This window comes from Histophilus somni 2336 (assembly GCF_000019405.1).
Classification (GTDB): domain Bacteria; phylum Pseudomonadota; class Gammaproteobacteria; order Enterobacterales; family Pasteurellaceae; genus Histophilus; species Histophilus somni.
This window is the reverse complement of record NC_010519.1, coordinates 1,666,424-1,682,598: the sequence shown is the minus strand read 5'-3', so window position 1 is coordinate 1,682,598 and position 16,175 is coordinate 1,666,424. Positions and strand designations below refer to the sequence as shown.

At 37.5% G+C, this 16,175-nt stretch carries 13 protein-coding genes; 8 read left to right on the top strand and 5 right to left on the bottom strand.

From position 1 onward, the window contains the following. Window position 1: 1 nt before the first annotated feature. The gene (locus HSM_RS07575; RefSeq protein WP_011609150.1) at window positions 2-949 is read left to right on the top strand and encodes a ribose-phosphate pyrophosphokinase; all 948 of its coding nucleotides are present in this window, start codon (window positions 2-4) and stop codon (window positions 947-949) included. 156 nt (window positions 950-1,105) lie between these two features. Here HSM_RS07575 and HSM_RS07570 read toward each other — a convergent pair whose 3' ends face one another. Together HSM_RS07570 and ppc are read right to left on the bottom strand one after the other, a co-directional pair. Further along, entirely contained in the window at window positions 1,106-1,429 is a 324-nt protein-coding gene (locus tag HSM_RS07570; protein WP_012340614.1) for an HI1450 family dsDNA-mimic protein, read from the bottom strand. A 102-nt stretch (window positions 1,430-1,531) separates the two neighbouring features. Further along, window positions 1,532-4,171, bottom strand: a complete 2,640-nt coding sequence (gene ppc, locus HSM_RS07565; RefSeq protein ID WP_012340613.1) for a phosphoenolpyruvate carboxylase — start codon at window positions 4,169-4,171, stop codon at window positions 1,532-1,534. 312 nt (window positions 4,172-4,483) lie between these two features. Here ppc and HSM_RS07560 point away from each other — a divergent pair, with 312 nt between their 5' ends. After that, complete coding sequence (locus HSM_RS07560; protein WP_012340612.1) at window positions 4,484-4,939, top strand: DUF441 domain-containing protein; 456 nt, start codon at window positions 4,484-4,486, stop codon at window positions 4,937-4,939. A 46-nt stretch (window positions 4,940-4,985) separates the two neighbouring features. Then, entirely contained in the window at window positions 4,986-8,897 is a 3,912-nt protein-coding gene (gene hrpA, locus HSM_RS07555) for an ATP-dependent RNA helicase HrpA (RefSeq protein WP_012340611.1), read from the top strand. A 67-nt stretch (window positions 8,898-8,964) separates the two neighbouring features. Here hrpA and mutT read toward each other — a convergent pair whose 3' ends face one another. The 3 genes from mutT to secM form a co-directional block, all read right to left on the bottom strand. After that, window positions 8,965-9,363 carry an 8-oxo-dGTP diphosphatase MutT gene (gene mutT / locus HSM_RS07550; RefSeq protein ID WP_011609145.1) on the bottom strand — a complete coding sequence of 133 codons (399 nt, stop codon included), beginning with the start codon at window positions 9,361-9,363 and terminating at the stop codon, window positions 8,965-8,967. A 46-nt stretch (window positions 9,364-9,409) separates the two neighbouring features. Further along, the gene (gene secA / locus HSM_RS07545) at window positions 9,410-12,106 is read right to left on the bottom strand and encodes a preprotein translocase subunit SecA (RefSeq protein ID WP_012340609.1); all 2,697 of its coding nucleotides are present in this window, start codon (window positions 12,104-12,106) and stop codon (window positions 9,410-9,412) included. A gap of 78 nt (window positions 12,107-12,184) precedes the next feature. Beyond that, window positions 12,185-12,484: a secA translation cis-regulator SecM gene (gene secM / locus HSM_RS07540; protein ID WP_012340608.1), complete on the bottom strand. Its 300-nt coding sequence runs from the start codon at window positions 12,482-12,484 to the stop codon at window positions 12,185-12,187. 100 nt (window positions 12,485-12,584) lie between these two features. Between secM and HSM_RS07535 the strand changes: the two genes are divergently transcribed. From HSM_RS07535 to HSM_RS07515, 5 genes are all read left to right on the top strand, one after another. Next, complete coding sequence (locus HSM_RS07535; RefSeq protein ID WP_012340607.1) at window positions 12,585-12,893, top strand: DciA family protein; 309 nt, start codon at window positions 12,585-12,587, stop codon at window positions 12,891-12,893. Between the two features lie 98 nt (window positions 12,894-12,991). Beyond that, window positions 12,992-13,708 (top strand): UMP kinase, encoded by a 717-nt coding sequence (pyrH, locus tag HSM_RS07530; RefSeq protein WP_012340606.1) that lies wholly within the window; start codon window positions 12,992-12,994, stop codon window positions 13,706-13,708. Window positions 13,709-13,761: 53 nt separating this feature from the next. Next, window positions 13,762-14,319, top strand: coding sequence for a ribosome recycling factor (gene frr, locus HSM_RS07525; RefSeq protein WP_011609140.1), 558 nt, complete (start codon window positions 13,762-13,764; stop codon window positions 14,317-14,319). A 70-nt stretch (window positions 14,320-14,389) separates the two neighbouring features. Beyond that, window positions 14,390-15,598 (top strand): 1-deoxy-D-xylulose-5-phosphate reductoisomerase, encoded by a 1,209-nt coding sequence (gene ispC / locus HSM_RS07520; protein WP_011609139.1) that lies wholly within the window; start codon window positions 14,390-14,392, stop codon window positions 15,596-15,598. 1 nt (window position 15,599) lies between these two features. Further along, the gene (locus tag HSM_RS07515) at window positions 15,600-16,106 is read left to right on the top strand and encodes a DUF2301 domain-containing membrane protein (protein WP_012340605.1); all 507 of its coding nucleotides are present in this window, start codon (window positions 15,600-15,602) and stop codon (window positions 16,104-16,106) included. Window positions 16,107-16,175: the final 69 nt, after the last annotated feature.

Here is a 16,175-nt window from a genome sequence, read left to right as displayed (position 1 = left end):
GATGCCTGACATTAAACTTTTCGCCGGTAATGCAACACCTGAACTGGCAAAACAAATTTCCGAACGCCTATATATTTCCTTAGGTGATGCAACTGTTGGTCGTTTCAGTGACGGAGAAATTCAAGTTCAAATTAATGAAAATGTACGTGGTTGTGATGTATTTATTATTCAATCTACCTGTGCACCTACAAATGATAATCTCATGGAATTAGTCGTTATGGTTGACGCACTAAGACGTGCATCGGCGGGGCGTATTACCGCAGTTATTCCTTATTTTGGATATGCTCGTCAAGATCGTCGTGTACGCTCAGCCCGTGTACCAATTACTGCAAAAGTGGTGGCAGATTTCCTATCGAGCGTAGGAGTAGATCGTGTGTTAACTTGTGATCTGCACGCTGAACAAATCCAAGGATTTTTTGATGTACCGGTAGATAATGTATTCGGTTCACCGGTGCTTATTCATGACATGTTAAAGAAAACAGATTTGGAAAATCCGATCGTTGTTTCTCCGGATATTGGCGGTGTCGTTCGTGCCCGTGCTATCGCAAAATTGCTGAATGATACAGATATGGCGATTATTGACAAACGTCGTCCAAAAGCCAATGTAGCCCAAGTCATGCACATTATTGGAGATGTCGCCGGACGTGATTGTATTTTAGTTGATGATATGATTGATACGGGCGGAACATTATGCAAAGCGGCGGAAGCATTAAAAGAGCGGGGAGCAAAACGTGTATTTGCTTATGCAACTCATGCCGTATTCTCCGGAGCAGCGGCAAAAAATCTAGCGAATGAAGCATTAGATGAAATTGTTGTAACTGATACTATTCCATTTACACCGGAAATTAAGGCATTGGGTAAAGTCCGAGTATTAACATTATCAGGTATGCTGGCAGAGTCAATTCGCCGTATTAGTAATGAAGAATCTATTTCCGCCATGTTCAACTAATCACAACGCATTTTAAGGCTAAAAGAGCGGAATTCTCCGCTCTTCTTATTTGAAATAGTAATATTCTAGGATTTATATTAAATAGCAAAACTGGAAGTTCAGCAATTATACGAAGAGGCTATTGAACTGCAAATTTTCCTCAATTTTGAGCTTGGATTATTTTTTCCACACAACGTGATATTCTCGGTCTTCCTCTTTGTGGGAAATTAAAAACTTAGCAAAAATATCATCCATTTCGTCTTGTTCATTGACCAAGCCAACCCAAACTTCAGCGTATTCATCAGGATCGATGAGAACGCCAATCTCTTGTTCCCAGTCATCGGCTGTTTCAACAAATTCAACTCCGCCATGATCTTCAAATTGTAAGTTAAATAAAATAATATCGGCAGGATCAAGATTTTCTCCCGCCATTTCGAGAAAAATATCATAAGCAATATCAATTGCTGTATCAGGATCTAATTTATTAATTTGGTCTGTCATCGTATTTTCTCATAAGTAAAAGTGAAATAATCATAGCACAAAAGTGAGAAGTAGAAAAAAGTGCGGTGATTTTAACCGCACTTTTGTATGATGAGTTCATCACTAACCAGTATTACGCATACCTGCAGCGATACCTGTAATCGTAATCATTAATGCTTGTTCCACATCAGGATTTGGATTTTCAGGGTTTTCACGTAAACGTCGCAACAGTTCTACTTGTAGTAAGTTGAGCGGATCGGTATAGATATTACGTAAGGCAATGGATTCTGCAATCCAAGGTAAATCAGACATTAATTCATCTTCATGAGATAAAGAAAGAATAGTTTTAATATCGGCTTGCAGTTGTTCACGCAAAGATTGACCTAAATACCATAATTCTTTTTTAACCAAGTTCAGATCATAATGCTCAGATAACCACGTATCAGTTTTGCTGAACACCATTTCCAACATACCGATACGGGTAGAGAAAAACGGCCAATTTTTACACATTTCTTCAATAGTTTCTTTATTGCCTTTTTCAATTGATTGGCGAATAGACGCACTTGCACCTAACCAAGCCGGTAACATTAAGCGATTTTGCATCCAAGCGAAGATCCAAGGAATTGCACGTAAACTTTCTACCCCACCGTTCGGATTACGTTTGGATGGGCGAGAGCCTAGAGGTAACTTAGATAATTCTTGTTCAGGTGTGGCGGAACGGAAATAAGGTACAAAATCTTTATCTCCACGTACAACGCTACGATATATATTACATGATGAATCGGATAATTCATTCATAATTGCACGCCAGCTTTCTTTAGGCTCCGGAGGTGGAAGCAGGTTGGCTTCTAAAATTGCACTGGCATAAAGATCAAAGCTATTTACTGCAACTGCAGGTAGACCCAGTTTAAAACGGATCATTTCTCCCTGTTCTGTTACACGTAGACCATTTTTCAATGAGCGGGGTGGCTGAGATAGAAGTGCGGCATGAGCAGGTGCACCTCCACGTCCAATAGTACCACCTCGACCATGGAACAAGGTTAATTCTACTCCCATTTTTTCGCAAAGATTTACCAGTTGTTCTTGTGCTCGATACTGTGCCCAAGAAGCAGCCATCATACCTGCATCTTTCGCACTATCGGAATAACCAATCATGACCATTTGTTTATTGTTGATCACACCACGATACCAGCCTACATTAAATAATTGAGTCATAACTTCTTTAGAAGCATTGAGGTCATCTAGGGTTTCAAAAAGAGGAACTACTGGTAAATAATAGGTTACGCCAGCTTCTTTTAATAATAAGTGAACTGCAAGCACATCTGAGGCAGTGCGAGCCATAGAAATAATATAGCAAGATATAACGCCTTCAGGTTGTTGTGCAATAACTCGACAAGTTTCTAAAATTTCTTGCGTTTCCGGAGAAGGCGTCCAGTTGCGAGGTAGCAAAGGACGACGAGAGCTTAATTCACGGATTAAAAAAGCTTGTTTATCATCTTCCATCCATTGTGAATAGTCGCCTAAACCAATATAACGAGTAATTTCAGAGAGAGCCTTAGTATGACGAAGGCTTTCTTGACGAATATCCAAATGAGACAAAGAGAGACCAAAGCAACGAATACGACGTAAGCAATCCAGCAATATACCGTTAGCAATAATTCGCATACCGCATTGATGTAAAGATTGATAACAATCGTAAAGCGGTTCCCAAAGTTGTTGATCATCGGTCAAAATGTCATTTGTATTGATGGTTGAAGGTTTATTTTCTAAAATTTCACCGTAATAAGCGACAGTTTTTACCAGTTTTGCTCGCAAATTTTTAACGACTACACGATAGGGTTCTAAATGATCACCGTATTTGGCACGGAATTCCTCAGTGCAATGAACTACAGAAAGTTCCTCTGATAAAACTTGAATATCCGCTAAAAACAATTCTGCCGCTTTCCAGCGGTTCATGATTAAAACTTGGCGAGTTGTCTCTGCGGTAACAAATGGATTACCATCACGATCTCCCCCTATCCAAGAAGAAAATTTGACAGGTGCTAAGTTTACTGAATGTTGTACACCAAAATTTTTCTCTAAATGGAGATTCAATTGACGACAAAAATCAGGCACGGCTTTCCATAAGCTGTTTTCAATTACCGCTATCCCCCATTTTGCTTCATCAACAGGAGTAGGGCGTTGTGTACGGATTTCATTTGTATGCCAAGCAAGTGCAATTAATTGCATTAAACGGCGTTTTAATTTTGTGCTTTCTGATTGAGTAAGATCATCGTGTTCCAAACGGCTTAAACAGCGGTTAATTTCTACATATTTATGTAAAAGAGAACGGCGGGTAACTTCTGTCGGATGGGCGGTTAAAACTAATTCAATTAATAATTTTTCTACTGTTGAAATGACTTTTTCTGCCGGTACATTTTGTGCTTTTAAGCGTTCAAAGAGTGCTTCTAAAGAACGATCGGAGGCAACTTGGTCTATGTGTTTTCGTGAGATTGTTTGGTATTGTTCCGCTATATTGGTTAAATTCAAAAATTGACTAAAAGCACGAGCTACTGGAATAATATTTTCATTGGAAATAGTCGAAAGCGTATCTAATAATTTTTCCCGTGCTTTTTCATCACCGGAACGAGAGTCGCGAGATAATACACGAATATTTTCAATCAAATCAAGAATATCACTACCCTGTGCATCGCTGATTGTTTCGCCTAAAAAGTGGCCTAACATATTTATGTTATTTTTTAGCGTTGAGTATTTTTGGGGCATAAGATCCTCACTTAAAAAGATGACAAATTTATTTGATGGGGTAGATATACCCAAAAATAATTGAAAGGTCAAATAGAATTATTTTAAAATATAAAAAAATAAAATTTACCCTAAAAATTGAAATTATATTTAATATATTGTTTATTTTTTAAATTTTATTTAAGTAAATTAGATGTTTTTTAATTATTAAAATATTGTTAAATAATTGCTGTAATGTCTTTTTTATTGATAACGAAAAAGTCGCAAGCATGTAGAAAATTGCTATAATTAGCACCGTTTTATGAGAATTAATTATCCGTTAGGAATATTTCAATGTCGTTACAGTTTAACTCAATTGCTTTATTATTAGTCAGCCTTATTTTGCTTGGTGTACTAGGCAATAATAGCTCCATAACCATTTCCGCAACTATTTTACTTTTAATGCAACAAACCTTTTTAGCAAAATATATCCCTTTTATGGAAAGGTACGGTGTAAATATTGGTATTATTGTTCTCACTATTGGCGTACTTAGTCCCATCGTTTCAGGCAAGGTTCAGTTGCCGAATTGGACCGCACTTATTCATTGGAAAATGTTTTTAGCCATGGCGGTAGGCGTGCTTGTTGCATGGTTTGGAGGACGAGGGGTAAATTTAATGGGGACGCAACCTTCGCTACTCACAGGTTTATTAGTAGGGACTATTTTGGGTGTCGCATTTTTAGGGGGTGTTCCTGTTGGACCGTTAATTGCCGCAGGGATTTTGTCTTTGTTTATTGGAAAAACAGGATAAATAATTTTTAGCGTTACATGATTGACTAAATTTGAATATAAGAATAATGAAGAATAATAAAAAAAATGTTTTTAGCACACAACAGCAGACATTATTGGCACAGCTTAACGACATGATGTCGATTGACCGGCGTCGTTTGTTTGCTCGTATCAAAGGCATGAATCAACTTAAAAATCCTACGAATATCAACAAGGTGATAGTGGAAATTGAACAGCAAATTCAGCAGGCACACTTTCGTTTTTTACAACGACAAAGTGCGGTACAAAAAATTGAATTTCCACAAAACTTGCCGGTCAATCAAAAAAAAGCTGAAATCCAGAAACTTATTCGGGAACACCAAGTAGTCGTTATTGCCGGAGAAACCGGTTCAGGAAAAACCACTCAATTACCAAAGATGTGTTTAGAATTGGGTTTTGGGCAGAAGGGAGTGATAGGACATACTCAACCTCGTCGCATTGCTGCACGTTCCGTAGCTGCAAGAATTGCGGAAGAATTAAATATGGAACTCGGTGGAGTCGTGGGTTATAAAGTTCGTTTTAGTGATCAAATCAGCGATGAAACACAAATTAAATTAATGACAGACGGAATTTTATTGGCAGAAATTCAATCTGATCGTTTTTTAAATCAATATGATATGCTCATTATTGATGAAGCACATGAACGTAGCTTAAACAATGACTTTATTTTAGGATATCTAAAACAGCTGTTGCCTCAGCGTCCTGATTTAAAAGTAATTATTACTTCAGCGACGATTGATGTAGAACGCTTCTCTCAACATTTTAATCATGCCCCGATTATAGAAGTTTCCGGTAGAACTTACCCTGTAGAGGTACGTTATCGTCCAATTGTGGAGGAAGAAGATCAAGATCAGTTACAAGGTATTTTAAATGCGGTAGAAGAGCTACAGGCAGAGAAAGTCGGTGATATTTTAATTTTCTTAAATGGAGAGCGGGAAATCAGAGATACGGCAGAAGCATTACAAAAATTAGATTTAAAACATACAGAAATCTTACCGCTCTTTGCTCGTCTTTCAGCACAAGAACAAAATAAAATTTTTCACCCGAGTAATTTAAAGCGTATCGTGTTGGCAACTAATGTAGCGGAAACTTCATTAACTGTACCGGGTATAAAATATGTTATTGATCCCGGCACGGCGAGAATCTCACGTTACAGCTACCGCACTAAAGTACAACGTTTGCCGATTGAGCCAATTTCACAAGCTTCCGCTAATCAGCGTAAAGGTCGTTGCGGGCGTGTGTCTGAAGGGATTTGTATTCGTTTGTATTCGGAAGATGATTTTAATAATCGTCCGGCATTTACCGATCCTGAAATTCTTCGTACCAATTTGGCATCGGTTATTTTGCAAATGACCGCTTTAGGTTTAGATGATATAGAAGCTTTTCCTTTTGTTGATGCCCCGGATAAACGTCATATCCAAGATGGTATGAAGCTCTTGGAGGAGTTGCAGGCATTTGAATGGAAAAAAAACAAGCAAGGAGAGAAACGCCAGCTTACCGCTATTGGTAAGCAGTTAGCACAATTACCCGTTGATCCTCGTTTGGCTAAAATGTTATTAAGTGCGGTGCAATTTTCTTGTTTACATGAACTCATGATTATTGTTGCTGCCTTATCTATTCAAGATCCTCGAGAAAGACCGCAAGAAAAACAACAATCTGCGGATGATAAACATCGTCGTTTTGCTGATAAAAAATCAGATTTTTTAGCTTATTTAAATTTGTGGAATTACATTCAAGAGCAACAGAAAATTTTAAGCAAAAATCAATTTCGTCGCTTGTGTCGAAAAGAGTATTTAAATTATTTACGTATTCGTGAATGGCAAGATATTTATCATCAAATTCGTTTAACCGTGCGTGAAATGGGGTTGCCCATAAATTCTCATGAGGCTGAATATGCACAAATTCACACCGCACTTTTAAGTGGATTGCTATCCCATATTGGATTCAAAGAAAATGAAAAACAGCAATATTTAGGGGCAAGAAATGCACATTTCTCTATTTTCCCCAATTCCGTTTTATTTAAAAAACAACCTAAATGGGTTGTAGCAGCCGAATTAGTGGAAACCTCTAAACTTTGGGGAAGAATAATGGCAGATATTGAGCCGGAATGGATTGAACCGTTAGCGAAACATTTGGTTAAATCCAGTTATTCAGAACCTCGATGGTCAAAGTCTCGAGGACAAGTGATTGCAAATGAAAAAGTCAGTCTTTATGGTATCCCCATTGTAACTAATAGGCTTGCTAATTATGGTGCTATTGATGCTGTTACCAGCCGAGAAATTTTTATTCAATCCGCTTTAGTAGAGGGAAATTGGAATACCCGACACAAATTCTTTTTTGCCAATCAAAAATTAATTAAGGAAATTGAAGAATTGGAACATAAAACACGTCGTCGGGATATTTTAGTTGATGAGCGTGCTTTATTTGATTTCTATGATCAACGGATTGGTACCGATGTTGTTTCACAAAAACATTTTGATAGTTGGTGGAAGAAAAAAGCACAACAAGAACCTGAATTGTTGAATTTTGAAAAGTCTTTTCTGATGAACGAAGACAATGCCAATATCAACAAATTAGATTTCCCCAATTTTTGGTATCAAGACAATTTAAAATTAAAATTAACTTATCAATTTGAACCAGGTATAGAGGCAGATGGTGTGACGGTGCATATTCCATTGCCACTATTAAATCAGGTTGAAATGAAAGGATTTGATTGGCAAATTCCGGGATTACGCCAAGAATTAGTTATTGCCTTAATTAAATCTTTACCTAAATCTTTACGCCGTAATTTTGTACCCGCACCTAACTATGCCAGTGCTTTCTTAGGTCGAATAACGCAAACCGACAAACCTTTGCTAGAAACGCTTAGTCATGAATTGCGTCGTATGAGCGGAGTTCAGATTGAAGTTGAAGAATGGAATTTAGCACAGATTCCACCGCACTTAAGAATGACTTTTAGGGTCATTGATGAAAAGGGAGGCAAAATTGCCGAAAGCCTTGATTTAGATCAATTGAAATTTAGCCTAAAAGATAAAGTGCAAAAAAGTATTTCCTGCGTTGCAGATAGTGGTATTGAACAAAGCGGTATTCATGTTTGGAATTTCGCTCGGCTACCGCAATTTTATGAACAGAAAAAACAAGGTTTTAGCATTAAGGCTTATCCTGCTATTGTTGATGAAAAAGATTCAGTCGGCATTAAGCTATTTGAAACAGAGCTTGAACAGCAAGTTACTATGCAGCAAGGATTACGTCGTTTGTTGCTATTAAATGTGCCTTCGCCGATTAAATATTTACATGAAAAATTGCCTAACAAATCGAAGTTAGGTTTGTATTTTACGCCTTTCGGACGAGTTTTAGATTTAATTGATGATTGCATTGCTTGTGCCGTGGATAAACTTATTGCTGATTTTGGCGGTTTGGTTTGGAATGAAACTGATTTTGAGAGATTGCGTGATTTTATTCGAGAAAATCTGAATGAGATTACAGTGGAAATTGCACAGCAAGTTGAAAAAATCCTGACCTTGACTTTTGAAATCAATCAACGCCTGAAAGGAAAAATGGATTTTACAATGGCATTTGCTTTTGCTGATATAAAAACACAAATGAATGGACTTATTTATCCGGAATTTGTAACGAAAACAGGTTATGGGCGTTTGTCTGATATTCAACGTTATTTACAGGCAATTGATAAGCGTATTGATAAATTAGCACAAGATATTAATCGTGATCGTGCTGCAATGCTCAGAGTAGAACAGGTTAGTCATGCGTACCAACAACTTTTAGCAAAACTGCCGAAATCTAAACCGCACTCGAGTGAAGTTAAAGAAATTCCTTATATGATCGAGGAATTAAGAGTCAGTTTATTTGCTCAACAACTAGGCACTAAATATCCTATATCAGATAAAAGAATTTTGAATGTTATTGCGGACGTAAAATGCTAAATTTGTAAATGCCCTCTTGTTTGTATACGATTATAAAGCTGATATAACGAGAAGATAATTGTTATCGCTATTTTTCTGCTAGTAATCGTTGAATAAGTTTAAAATTGGCAGGAGGAAATTGGCTGTCATCAAGCTCATTTTGATCGACCCACATACCTTCTTGACCCTCTCGTCCAAACGGTTCTCCAATCCATTGTTCGACAAGATAAAAATGAAATTGAATAATCTTAGTTGGATATTCAAAAGAAAAACGTTCAAAAAGCACCGCACTTAGAACATGAATACCGATTTCTTCTTCTAATTCACGAGCCAGTGCTTGTTCAGGTGTTTCATGTTGATCCACTTTTCCACCGGGGAACTCTAATGATTGAGCAAAATCCTGTCCCTCTAGTCGTTGAGTTAGATAAATTTGTCCAAACTCGTTACGAATAATGCCAGCGGCAACTTGGATTGTTGGTTTTATCATGGTTTTATCCTAAAAAGTGCGGTGGAAATTTCCACCGCCATATTAATTAATATTTTGCTTTGCTACCATGGCAATGCTTATATTTTTTTCCGGAACCACAAGGGCAAGATTCGTTGCGTCCTATCTTATGTTCTGATTTTTCGTGAAGTGATGATGTTCCTTCATTATTTTGGTATTGCATTGCGGCATTTTCACGCTCAGCTATTTTTTGACGAGCCTGTTCCGCTTTTTCTACTTCATCTTGAGTACGAATTTGTACTCGGCTTAATGTAGTAATGACGCTTAGTTTTAATGTATCTAACATGTCAGTAAACATTTGGAAAGATTCTTTTTTGTACTCTTGTTTCGGATCTTTTTGTGCATAACCACGTAAATGAATACCTCGACGTAGATGATCCATAGCCGATAAATGCTCTTTCCATAGTTCATCAAGAGTTTGTAACATAACGCCTTTCTCAAAATTACGCATAGCTTCCTGACCTACCAATTCTTCTTTGCGTTTATATTCAGAAATAGCAACTGCTAAAACACGTTCACGTAATACATCTTCATTGAAAGTATTGTCTTCCTCAAGCCATTTACTTAACGGCAGATCAAGAGCAAAGTCTTGCTTCAAACGGGTTTCTAATGCAGGAATATCCCACTGTTCTTCCAAAGAGTGCGGTGGGACATATTCATCAATGACATGATTGAAGACATCTTGGCGAATGACCTGAATAGTTTCAGCAATATCTTCATTATCCAGTAAAGTATTACGTTGTTCGTAAATTGCATGGCGTTGATCATTTGCAACATCATCAAATTCAAGCAGATTTTTACGTCCGTCAAAGTTATGTGCTTCAACTTTTGCTTGTGCTTGAGCAATCACTTTCGCCAGCATTTTTGACTCCATGCCTTCACCTTTTTCTGTGAACATTTTACGCATGAAGTTTAATTTACCTTCTGTTAAATAAATACGCATTAAAGCATCATCTAAGGATAAGTAAAAACGAGAAGAACCGGGATCACCTTGACGACCTGAACGACCACGCAACTGATTGTCGATGCGGCGGGATTCATGGCGTTCTGTTCCGATAATATGTAATCCACCGGCTTGTTTTACCGTTTCATGACGAATTTGCCATGCCGCTTTAATTGCCTCAATTTGCTCCTCCGTCGGATTATCCAATTTAGCAACTTCAGCTTTCCAGTTACCGCCCAGTACAATATCAGTTCCTCGCCCTGCCATATTGGTAGCAATAGTGACCGCACTTGGATATCCCGCATTGGCGATAATTTCAGCTTCTTGAGCATGGAATTTGGCATTCAGGACATTATGTTTGATACCTGCTTTGCTTAGTGCATTGGAAAGTAACTCTGATTTTTCGATAGAGATCGTACCTACTAATACCGGCTGATTGCGTGCAACACAGTCTTTAATGTCCTCGATGATCGCATCAAATTTATATTTTTCGTTTTCAAACATAATATCAGTGCGATCATCTCTAATCATTGGTTTATTGGTTGGGATAACAATGGTTTCCAAACCGTAAATTTGTTGAAATTCAAATGCTTCAGTATCTGCCGTACCTGTCATACCTGCCAGCTTTTCATACAGACGGAAGTAATTTTGATAAGTGATAGAAGCAACGGTTTGGTTTTCTCCTTGAATTTGAACGCCTTCTTTTGCTTCAATTGCCTGATGTAAGCCATCAGACCAGCGACGACCAGCCATTGTACGACCGGTGTGTTCATCAACAATAACAATTTCACCGTTTTTTACAATGTAATCTACGTCACGCTCAAATAGTTTGTGTGCTCGTAGGGCAGCGTAAATATGATGCAATAAAGAAATACGAGCAGGGGAGTAGAGGCTTTCATTTTCATTAATAAAACCTTTTTCCATTAACCATTGCTCAATTTTTTCTTGTCCACGTTCGGTTAAATGAGCCTGTTTATTTTTCAGATCCAGTGTAAAGTCCCCATCACCTTGATATTCTTCAGTATCTTCTTTATCTTGTTGGATAAGGATTGGAATCAGTTTATCCATTGCCATATACAACTCGGAACTGTCTTCAGCCGGACCGGAAATAATTAACGGCGTACGGGCTTCATCAATTAAAATAGAATCCACTTCATCTACTAAAGCATAATGTAAGTGTTTTTGAAAGCGATCTTGAGCTGAATGTGCAAGATTATCCCGCAAATAATCAAAGCCCAATTCACTATTTGTTGCGTAAGTAATATCTGCTGCATAGGCGGCACGTTTTTCCTCCGGTGATAAACCCGGAACATTAATGCCTACAGTCATACCTAAAAATTCGAATAAGGGGCGATTGGTTTCCGCATCACGGCGAGCCAAGTAATCATTTACGGTAACAACATGAACACCTTTTCCCGTTAAGGCATTTAAGTAACAAGGTAAGGTTGCAGTTAAGGTTTTTCCTTCACCTGTACGCATTTCTGCAATACATCGATTGTTTAACACCATACCGCCAATTAATTGCACATCGAAAGGACGCATGCCTAAAATACGTTTACTAGCTTCACGAACGGTTGCAAATGCCTCCGGAATTAAATTTTCCAGTTTTTCTCCATTTTTCAATCTTGTCCGAAATTCTGTAGTTTTTGATTTCAATTCCTCATCGGTTAAAAGCTCAAATTCAGCCTCTAACTTATTGATAATTCTCACTTGTTTATTTAAACGACGTAAAATTCGGTCATTACGACTACCAAAGATTTTTGTAACAATAGTTCTTAACATAGTATTTTTCTTTTATAATTGAATAAACAAATTCGCCTAATAATATTTGGCACTGAAATAAATTTAAATTTAATTTCTTTACGGACCGGCACGAATAGGGGGGAGATGACTGAATTGTCCAACTAAAAAGAGCGGTACAAATTGAAAAGGAATTGATGATTCAGTAACAACATAACGAATTTGTCGTAATTGTTGCTGTTGCACTTGTTGAATATTTGATGCGGTATAGTAAAGTTGCTGTATTACATTTTGTGTTTTTGGGTAATCATTAGTAATCTTTTGTGGAGCTATATCCTGTGCAACGGGTAAAGTAAAGAACGCTATGACACTTAATAGCAGTTGCGACCAAAAATACTGTTTCCCTTTAATTAAAATCATTGTTTTACATTACCACAAAATTTTCTGCGTATTGTAACGGAAATTCGTTACAATGTCATAACTCTGTATAAAATATTAGGACGAAACTTGGAAAATCAAGATGAGATACAGTAAGCCGAAAAATTTCAATGAGTTATTGGAAAACTCCCCTTTGATGCAAATCATTCAAAAAGCGTCGCTTTTAGAAGAATTAAATGAACAAATACAACATTTATTTCCTATTGAGTTCAAGGGGTTTTATCGTGTTATCAATTTTGAATCTGACACTATGTGGATTGAAGTCGTTAATGCAACTGTACGACAAGCTTTCCTCTTTCAGCAATCGCCTTTATTGCAATTGATCCAACGTCAGTATCCAAGTGTAAATAAATTAGCGTTCAAGATTAATCCTGACTTAAAACTGGTTTAAAATAATTAAGGGTATTTTTCAATGAATACTTGCACGCCAGTCAGGTTGAACTATAATAAGCGAGATTTTGTCTCTGGGTTATTGAAAGGGGTAAGGAAATGAGCCAACCAATTTATAAACGCATTCTACTTAAACTAAGTGGAGAAGCGTTGCAAGGCGACGAGGGTTTTGGTATTGATCCGTCTATCTTGGATAGAATGGCACTGGAAATCAAAGGGTTATTGGGTTTGGGTGTCGAGGTTGGAGTTGTTCTTGGCGGAGGCAACTTATTTCGTGGTGCCAAGTTAGCCAAAGCAGGTATGAATCGGGTTGTTGGTGATCACATGGGAATGCTTGCAACAGTGATGAACGGTTTGGCAATGCGTGATGCGTTGCACCGTGCCAATGTAAATGCCAAATTAATGTCAGCTTTCCAACTGAATGGGATTTGTGATACATACAACTGGTCGGAAGCCATAAAAATGTTATGTGAAAAACGGGTAGTCATTTTCTCTGCCGGAACCGGCAGTCCATTTTTTACTACAGATTCAGCAGCTTGTTTGCGAGGAATTGAAATTGAGGCTGATGTTGTGTTGAAAGCGACCAAAGTTGACGGTGTTTATGATTGCGATCCCGTGAAAAATCCCAACGCAGTGCTTTACCACAAATTATCTTATGCTGAAGTGATAGAAAAAGAATTACAAGTTATGGATTTAGCCGCATTTACACTTGCTCGTGACCATAATATGCCAATTCGTGTATTCAACATGAGCAAAACGGGTGCATTACGCAATGTCATTTTAGGTAAAAAAGAAGGGACGTTAATTTGCGATTAGTAGTAAATTAACACAGATTTTAAACTTATCTTATTATTTTTAAAGGAATTATTGTGATTAACGAAATTAAAAAAGATACGCAACAGCGTATGGAAAAAAGCCTTGAAACATTAAGAACACATATTGCTAAAATTCGTACAGGTCGTGCACAGCCTAGTTTGTTAGATGGTATTCAAGTGGAATATTACGGTTCACCGACACCTTTACGTCAGCTTGCAAACGTAGTGGCTGAAGATGCACGTACTTTGGCAGTAACAGTATTTGACCGTTCTTTGATTAGTGCGGTAGAAAAAGCGATTTTAACATCTGATTTAGGTTTAAACCCGTCTTCTGCTGGAACAACTATCCGAGTTCCTCTTCCGCCATTAACGGAGGAGCGTCGTCGTGATTTAATTAAAATCGTGAAAGGCGAAGGTGAGCAAGGTAAAATTGCGATCCGTAATGTGCGTCGTGATGCAAATGATCAAATTAAAGCCTTACTAAAAGATAAGGAAATCAGTGAAGATGAAGAACGTAAAGCACAAGATGAAATTCAGAAAATCACGGATACTTTCGTGAAAAAAGTAGATGAAATTTTGGCTGACAAAGAAAAAGAATTGCTTGATTTCTAATATGATTAATTTAGCGAAAACGCAGTTTTTACTGCGTTTTTTGTTATATATTTGATAAATTTGTAATAGTATGAATAATAAACAAAAACTTGTCATTCTCGGTTCTACCGGCTCAATCGGTACCAGTACGCTTTCCGTTATTGCAAAGAATCCGGAGCAATATCAAGCTCTTGCATTAGTTGGCGGTAAAAATGTCGAACTTATGCTACAACAAATTATAAAATTCCAACCGCACTTTGTGGCAATGAATGATGAAAGTGCGGCGAAAAAATTGCGAGAAAAGTTGGCATTCTTGGAGAGTAAAACTGAAGTGTTGAGCGGACAAAAAGCGATTTGCGAACTTGCTGCTCATCCTGAGGCAGATCAAGTAATGGCGGCTATTGTCGGTGCGGCGGGGTTATTGCCGACGTTATCCGCTGTACAAGCAGGTAAACGTATCCTATTGGCAAATAAAGAAACATTGGTAACCTGTGGCAAGATTTTTATTGATGAAGTACGAAAGAATAAGGCTCAACTTTTGCCGGTAGATAGTGAGCATAACGCCATCTTCCAATCTTTACCTCCACAAGCTCAGCAACAAATTGGTTTTTGTCCATTAACGCAATTGGGAATTAGCAAAATTGTACTGACAGGATCAGGGGGACCTTTCCGTTATACAGATTTGAAAGCATTTGAACATATTACACCCGAGCAAGCAGTGGCACATCCAAATTGGTCTATGGGCAAAAAAATTTCAGTAGACAGTGCAACGATGATGAATAAAGGGTTGGAATATATTGAGGCACGCTGGTTATTTAATGCCAGTGCTGATGAAATGGAAGTAATTATTCATCCGCAATCTATTATTCATTCTATGGTGCGTTATATTGACGGTTCGGTTATCGCACAAATGGGTAACCCTGATATGCGTACACCGATTGCAGAAACTATGGCATATCCTCACCGCACTTTTGCGGGGGTTGAACCATTGGATTTTTATCAATTAAGTGGGTTGACTTTCTTAAAACCGGATTACCAACGTTATCCTTGTTTAAAATTAGCTATAGAGGCTTTCTCAGCAGGACAATATGCAACAACAGCTTTGAATGCGGCAAATGAAATGGCTGTTGAAGCATTTTTAAATAAGAGAATAAAATTTACGGATATAGCAAAAATTAACACAGCGGTATTAGAAAAAATTGAAAGCCAAGTAATTACCAGTATAGAAGATGTATTGCTGGTAGATAAGCAGGCAAGAGAATTGGCTAATAGCTTTGTTTTACGTACATCAGGAACATAATATGGCAGATCCTCAAATTAAATCCTCTATGGATCATTGGGATTATCTAACAGTTATTTTATATCGTTGCGGTTTCACTTTAGCCGCAATCATGACCGCACTTTTACCTTATAAGCCGGAAATTGCACATTACGGTATACTTATTGCAGCAACGTTATGTGCCTCTTCTTTGCATATTTATTTAAAAAATATCCGCTTGTTATTACAAATGGCAACTTGGGTTGCATTAATTTGCCAATTATTTAATTTACCGGAGTTTGCACTGGGCGGAGCATTGTTGACTTTAGGGGGATTGGCATTCAAAGAATATTTTTGTTTTCGTGTGTTTGCATTAAATTTACAACCATTTTTTGTTGCCACACTTTGGTTAAGCCTACAATTTAATTTGACTTATATGGTGTATATTTTATCGGTCGTAAGTGCGGTACTTTTTCTTATGGTTTCTATTCAAAAATGGAGAATGCCCTTACATTTTGATATTGGTGATAAAAGAAAATATCAGCTTTAAAGCATTAATGATGAAAACATTGAGATTTTATTTGTTAAGCCTGAAAACTAAACGACTAAACTTATGTTT